Origin of the sequence: Rossellomorea sp. YZS02, from assembly GCF_033963925.1 — a bacterium.
GTDB lineage: Bacteria > Bacillota > Bacilli > Bacillales > Bacillaceae_B > Rossellomorea.
On sequence record NZ_JAXBLY010000021.1, the window covers coordinates 95,934 to 102,125 of the forward strand.

The window sequence follows — 6,192 nt, forward strand, 5'->3', positions numbered from 1 at the left end:
ATCATTCATTTTGAAGGAGGTAGTAGGTAACATGTTAAATAAAAAACAGATACAGATATGCCTTGATGAAATGAGGGAAATGTTCCCGGATGCTCACTGTGAACTACGTCATGACAACCCATTCGAGCTGGTCATTGCTGTCCTTCTTTCGGCACAGTGCACGGATGTCCTTGTCAATAAAGTCACCAGGCATTTATTTGAGAAATATAAACGGCCGGAAGACTATCTGTATGTCACGTTGGAAGAACTTCAACAAGACATACGCTCCATCGGTCTGTATCGAAACAAAGCAAAAAACATCCGAAAATTGTGTGAGATTCTCCTAACAGAGTATGGAGGAGAAGTACCGGAGAGTCATGAAGAGCTAGTGAAACTTCCCGGTGTCGGAAGGAAGACGGCGAACGTTGTGGTGTCTGTTGCCTTTGGAATCCCTGCTTTGGCCGTTGATACACATGTTGAAAGGGTGAGTAAAAGGCTTGGGATCTGCAGATGGAAAGACAGCGTCCTGGAGGTAGAAAAAACGCTGATGAAGAAAATTCCACGGGAAGAATGGTCCGAGACTCATCATCGCTTAATCTTTTTCGGCCGGTATCATTGTAAGGCGCAATCTCCTCAGTGCGAGGTTTGTCCATTGGTGGACCTGTGCAGGGAAGGTCAAAAAAGATTGAAGAAAAAGGGCGACATATGAGTGGTACTGTCTTCAACATCCCAAGAGAATTAAGCGATCCTTTTTTCTTTTCCGTTGACGATACATTAAAGATCGATGAATCGCAATTCGAACCTTGTAATCCTCTTTTCGCATTTGAGATTCTTTATTATAACGGCAGGAGTGAGGATGCTATGCCCTGGATGGTTCAAAGGGCATGGGTAAATGACTTGATCAAGGAATGGAAAAAAGAAGAGGAGCATATGAAGGCATTGTTTAAAGGACGGTCTAGAGATATTTCGGATTTGATGAGAAGAAGTATTGGTCGGTTTTATATACTTTTATATTGGAGCAATAAACAGCCGGTGAATTTAAACAATTGGGAGACTAGAGTTGAACGCTTTTCTTTAAAGCCTGTTAATGTAGTTGAACGGTTAACTTTCATTAGGGGTAATCCGGCACTCTATCATTCATATATTCAGCTGGTTCAGCTTTTTGAGGAACAGCATAAACAATATGCCAAGTACCTGGCGTTAAATCAATCAGCAAAAAAATAAGGCAACGGGAGAATTCTCCCGTTGCCTTATTTTTATTCTTATCTTCCTGGCTCTTATTGAGTGGCTGGTGTCCCAGTACCATCACCGGTGCCGGTTCCAGTACCTTCACCAGATCCTGTGCCGCCGGTACCATCGCCGGTGCCATCACCGGTGCCGGTATCTCCGCCTGTTCCACCGTCACCGGTTCCGTCTCCTTCAGGCGGTGTGGTGGTACCATCATCTCCACCGGTATTTCCACCATCGTTACCCGAATTGCCTCCGTTACCGTTACCGTTGCCTTGACCATTGCCATTGCCATTGCCCTGGTCGTTACCATTACCTTGATCGTTATCATTGTTTCCTTCATTATCTTCTTCCGTATTTCCTTCTTCCTTTTCATCCGATTTTACGTCTACGTTCACGGATGCGGGGTTACTTCGTTGGTCACCAGAAATGGCTACTACTTCGAAGCTGAAGGTACCTTCGGATTGAATATTTTCGACATTTAATCCTTTTTTATCTGTAGTGGTCAGGACTTGTTTCCCTTCACCATTGATGGATACGGAAACTTCGAACTGTACGTCTTTTTCTTTACCGTAATCCCATGAAAGGGTGATGGTCTTATCCTTTTTATTGAATTTGCCTTTCAGTTTGGAAGGTGCATCAATCTTATCGAACTCTTTGGAAACCTTGGAAGGTTCCGTGCCTTTGACAAATAACTCTGTGATGATTCTGTCATCCGGCGTATATTCACTTGGCAGTCTTGCAGGGTCGCTTCCGATTTCCACCTTCGATTCAACGACGCTGTCAGGTTTTTTGAAATCAGGTGTATCGACACCATCGTGCACGTAGCTCATCAGATCGCTGACGATATATTGTGCGACATGACGATCGCTCGGTGAAAGCGGGATGGATTGTGTCTTGTATCCTGTCCAAACGGCTGCCGTATAATTGGTCGTGTATCCTACAAACCATGAATCAGGTGCATCGGTTTTAGCAATACCATATTTATCCCGTTCTTTTTGAGAATAATTCGTTGTACCTGATTTCCCTGCCATCGGTAATCCAGGAACTTTAGCAAATTTACCAGTTCCCTGCGGGTGATCGATGACGCTTTTCAGCATGTCGGAAATCATGTAGGCCGTGTATCCCTTCATGGCAGGCTTAGGCTTATTGTCATTCTTGATTTCAGTTTCACCATCGCGCAGAACGACTTTCGTTACAGTGTGAGGCTTATTATAAACCCCTTCGTTACCGAAAGCGGCATAGGCACCGGCCATTTGAACAGAGTTCACACCAGGTGAAACACCGCCGATTGATGCAGATTCATAATAATGATCAAACTTCAGTCCAAGTCCGTTGACGAAGTCTGCGGCTTTCTCAGCTCCAACTGCCTGGAACGCTTTCAGTGCCGTGATATTTCGGGAATCCCATAATCCTTCACGGATGGTGATCGGCCCTTTGAATCGTCCATCATAGTTATTGATTTCAGTGCCGTTTGAATATTCATACGGTTCGTCTTTTAAAATATGATACGTGGACCACTGTAAATGTTCAATGGCAGGAGCATAATCAAGCAAAGGCTTGATGGTTGATCCCGGCTGACGCTTGGAGTCGATGGCGAAATTGAATCCACGCTTCACATTTGGATCCTGCTCGCGTCCTCCACCGATCGCCCGTATTTCCCCTGTCTTCGTATCAAGGAGTGTGACCCCGGCCTGCATCGGTTCTTCAGCAGCATCAGGGTAGCTGAAGCTGGTGTTTTCACCGGCAAGGATCTCTTCCAAACGTTTTTGGGCATTCGGGTCGACCGTCGTATAAACTTTTAATCCATCAGAATATAGGTTATAGTCTCCCATTTTCTTCACTTCATCAATGACCGCATCCACGAAAGCAGGATACTTATCCTGCTTTTTCTTTTCTAAATCTTCTGCAGATACCAATCCTTTCGTGATGGGAATCGCTTGTGCTTCTTCTTTTTGTTTTTCTGTGATTTTACCGTGCTGAGCCATTAAAGAAAGGACAATATTACGTCTCTTTTCTGCCTTTTCAGGAAAATCGAATGGATTATAATTATTTGGACTTTGTGGAAGTCCAGCAATTAAAGCCGCTTCATTCAGTTTGATATCTTTGATGTCTTTCCCATAGTAATAATCGGCTGCTGTTGCCATACCGTTAATGCCATCAGACATGTAAACTTTGTTGAAATACATTTCAAAGATTTCTTCCTTGGTATATTCCTGCTCGAGCTTTAGGGCAAGCCACGCTTCCTGGGCTTTCCTCTTGAGGGTCTTTTCCGGGCTCAGGAAAGATCCCTTGATGACCTGCTGTGTTATGGTCGAAGCACCTTCGGAACCAAAACCACCGGTCACATTGGCAATGACGGCCCCGCCTAAACGGATTAAATCAAGCCCATTATGCTTGTAGAAACGGTTATCTTCTGTTGCAATGACCGCGTCCTGCATCACCTGAGGGATATCCTCGAAGTTTGCATACTCCCGGTTTTCTTCCCCTACAGAGGTGATCAGGTCTCCGTTCATATCATAAATTTCAGATGCAATCGGATCTTTCAGTAATTTTTCATCAAGCTTAGGGGCACTTGATGCGTAATAGGCGAATAGCCCTGCACCTGCAAGCATCCCGACGATCCCGATAATAAATAATGATATAATGACGCGCTTAACCAAAGAGCCTTTTTTCTTGCCCTTAGTGGATTTTGACTTCTGTTGGGCCAGGCGTTTTTCTTCCCTTGACTTATATTGACCAGCCATATTGTTTCCTCACTTTCAATCTTCTGTGTTTTTAGTATTGTCTAAGATTAAAAATATACTACTCATAATGAGATAAAATATAGATTAACTCATTTTTCTTAAACTAAAAATATAACTGATGGACTATTTTTAAATAATCGACCCTTGGATGGAGCCCCAACGGGATGGAGAAACCAGTCTCTTCCATTTCTTCCCGCTTGATTGATTTTCTTCCGCCACCTGCCATGCGGTCCCAATAAATCCGCAATGCTTCATAAGGGAGGAGGAACACTTCTTCTGATAATGAAAACCTTATGAGTACGAAGGTAATGCCTTCCTGCTTATGGACGTTCTCCATGTGATGGATCTGGTGCTCATGGAAATTTTTTAGAGGGAAGGATGTCTTATTTTTCGTTTCCTTCGCTTCAAAATCAATATACCTGCCTTTGTAGACCCCGTTGAAGTCTGTCGTTGAAGGCTGCTTGAAATACGCTTCCTTAATGACCGCGGCACTCCTTGATGGGTAGTGAACATCGACAATCTGGACAGGGGTCGGTTTCTTGTGAATGACCGCTTTCTGAAACGTCAGATAATATTGGTTCGTTTCATTGATATCTTCTTCCAGTGTCATACCTCTGTTGCTATAAGATATTTGTTTCGGTTTTACTTTAGTTTTTTTTGAGGGTAATGTCGCTTCCACATATTTCTTTCCATTCGGATAATGGAATTTCATGGTAATTCACCTCGCAGACTAATCTATATCATAACAGAAACCACTCCATTTTGTGTGAATAATTGTTTACAAATCTCCTCATTCTAGGACTAGAGGAGAAAGGGGGATAAAAGGATGAAAAAATTCGGCAATACTTATCGCTTTTTACCCTATATACCTGAACATAAACGTAAAAATGAATGGATTGATGATGTAACTCATCTTGTGAATACATACAATAAGGATAATATAACGCGCACGAATGCTTATCAAACATTCTTTCACCTGCACCCTGAGGTAAAGTGGTCATTCCTCGCTTCTATGGTATCACGGAATGCAGGATGGAATATGACTGACCTAAAGGGGGATACATTCCCTAAGATTTTATGTAATGATACATGCAATCTCCTTTTTCGGACTTATGAAAGGGCGAATTGGAGTATTTTTCAGGATGCCTTTCCGCAACTCCTTCTCTATCATTATTCGACGATATATAAGAAGAAAATGTTTCACTTATCCGGGGACTTTCATGTTTCGAAGTTTATGGAAGAGGAATGGAACATATTTTGGGAAGAGGGAGATGAGAAACGTTTGGTTCAGTCCCTCATCATTAATGAGCAGCACCTCATACAGGGGCCGGTCATCGAACAAGATCCCTACAGGGGAAAGGTGTTCAGTACAGCTCTCTTCTTTATGGAGGATCACTTGCATTTCAGTTCCGTCCTATTCCCTACTTTACAAGGAGAGCTTTATGGGGCAAGCGTACATGGTTTTCGTAAGGTAGATAATAGAATCAAGCTTGGTAACCTTCTATTCGAAATCTTATTTCACCCTGACTATCATCGTGATTTCCTTGAGTTTGCAGAAAGAGTTGAGCACACTGGATCCAGGGCGGATTATGAGACATTCTGTCAGTATGTCCATGGGACGGATACACCCAATCTACAACAAGCCTATAATGTGATTTCCCATGATTGGAAGGAACGGGATGATTGGTCAATGAACACAGAAATCAAAGATGATTGGTACAATCATCAGTCGCTTCCAAGTGATATCATTTTGACAGACTGGTTTGTGAATAAGCAGAGACAGCTGAGGAATTTAGCTGCTGTAAAAGGAGCTTTCAAATGGATTTGGCCCTGGGGAAAGGAAAAAAAGAGGAGGGCATAGTGACATACAGTTTGAAGTCCTTTTTCTAGTTGACGTTATATAAAAAAGTAGAACTCGCCGCTTTGTGAAATGGCGAGTTTCGTCAATTAGGGATATAGAATCTATTTGATTAAATGTGGTACGGTTGAGCTTAAACTTTTATATAAGAAGTCTTGCCCTTTGATAAGCGGAAATTTTCCTGTTATTTTCAATCTGGAACCTGTTTTGGGCATAAATAAGCGGAGATTTTCCGCTTACATACAGAAAGATCACCCATTTTTTTATTATTTGAAGTCAAGTCCTTAATATTGTGTAAATTCCTTACTTGTCTTTTTCAACTATTAATCAGCTATAGCTATTCAATTCAACATTTTTTTGCGAAACTTCCATGAAGTAATT

At 42.3% G+C, this 6,192-nt stretch carries 5 protein-coding genes; 3 read left to right on the top strand and 2 right to left on the bottom strand.

Annotated elements, in window-relative coordinates; translation table 11 throughout:
- The first annotated feature begins 31 nt into the window (after positions 1-31).
- Both nth and SLH55_RS19015 read left to right on the top strand, forming a co-directional pair.
- Positions 32-688, top strand: a complete 657-nt coding sequence (gene nth / locus SLH55_RS19010) for an endonuclease III (protein ID WP_320324241.1) — start codon at positions 32-34, stop codon at positions 686-688.
- The gene (locus SLH55_RS19015) at positions 685-1,203 is read left to right on the top strand and encodes a YpoC family protein (protein ID WP_219168311.1); all 519 of its coding nucleotides are present in this window, start codon (positions 685-687) and stop codon (positions 1,201-1,203) included. Before nth ends, SLH55_RS19015 begins: the two co-directional genes overlap by 4 nt.
- Positions 1,204-1,256: 53 nt before the next feature.
- Here SLH55_RS19015 and SLH55_RS19020 read toward each other — a convergent pair whose 3' ends face one another.
- Positions 1,257-3,953 (bottom strand): PBP1A family penicillin-binding protein, encoded by a 2,697-nt coding sequence (locus SLH55_RS19020; RefSeq protein ID WP_320324242.1) that lies wholly within the window; start codon positions 3,951-3,953, stop codon positions 1,257-1,259.
- A 103-nt stretch (positions 3,954-4,056) separates the two neighbouring features.
- Complete coding sequence (recU, locus tag SLH55_RS19025) at positions 4,057-4,665, bottom strand: Holliday junction resolvase RecU (RefSeq protein WP_219168309.1); 609 nt, start codon at positions 4,663-4,665, stop codon at positions 4,057-4,059.
- A gap of 114 nt (positions 4,666-4,779) precedes the next feature.
- Between recU and SLH55_RS19030 the strand changes: the two genes are divergently transcribed.
- Positions 4,780-5,814 carry a DUF2515 family protein gene (locus tag SLH55_RS19030; protein WP_320324243.1) on the top strand — a complete coding sequence of 345 codons (1,035 nt, stop codon included), beginning with the start codon at positions 4,780-4,782 and terminating at the stop codon, positions 5,812-5,814.
- The last annotated feature ends 378 nt before the right edge of the window (positions 5,815-6,192 follow it).

What these genes read in the sequence shown, in the direction of transcription:
- nth (WP_320324241.1), top strand. Translation starts at nt 32, where the DNA reads ATGTTAAATAAAAAACAGATACAGATATGCCTTGATGAAATGAGGGAA.
- SLH55_RS19015 (WP_219168311.1), top strand. Translation starts at nt 685, where the DNA reads ATGAGTGGTACTGTCTTCAACATCCCAAGAGAATTAAGCGATCCTTTT.
- SLH55_RS19020 (WP_320324242.1), bottom strand. Translation starts at nt 3,953, where the DNA reads ATGGCTGGTCAATATAAGTCAAGGGAAGAAAAACGCCTGGCCCAACAG.
- recU (WP_219168309.1), bottom strand. Translation starts at nt 4,665, where the DNA reads ATGAAATTCCATTATCCGAATGGAAAGAAATATGTGGAAGCGACATTA.
- SLH55_RS19030 (WP_320324243.1), top strand. Translation starts at nt 4,780, where the DNA reads ATGAAAAAATTCGGCAATACTTATCGCTTTTTACCCTATATACCTGAA.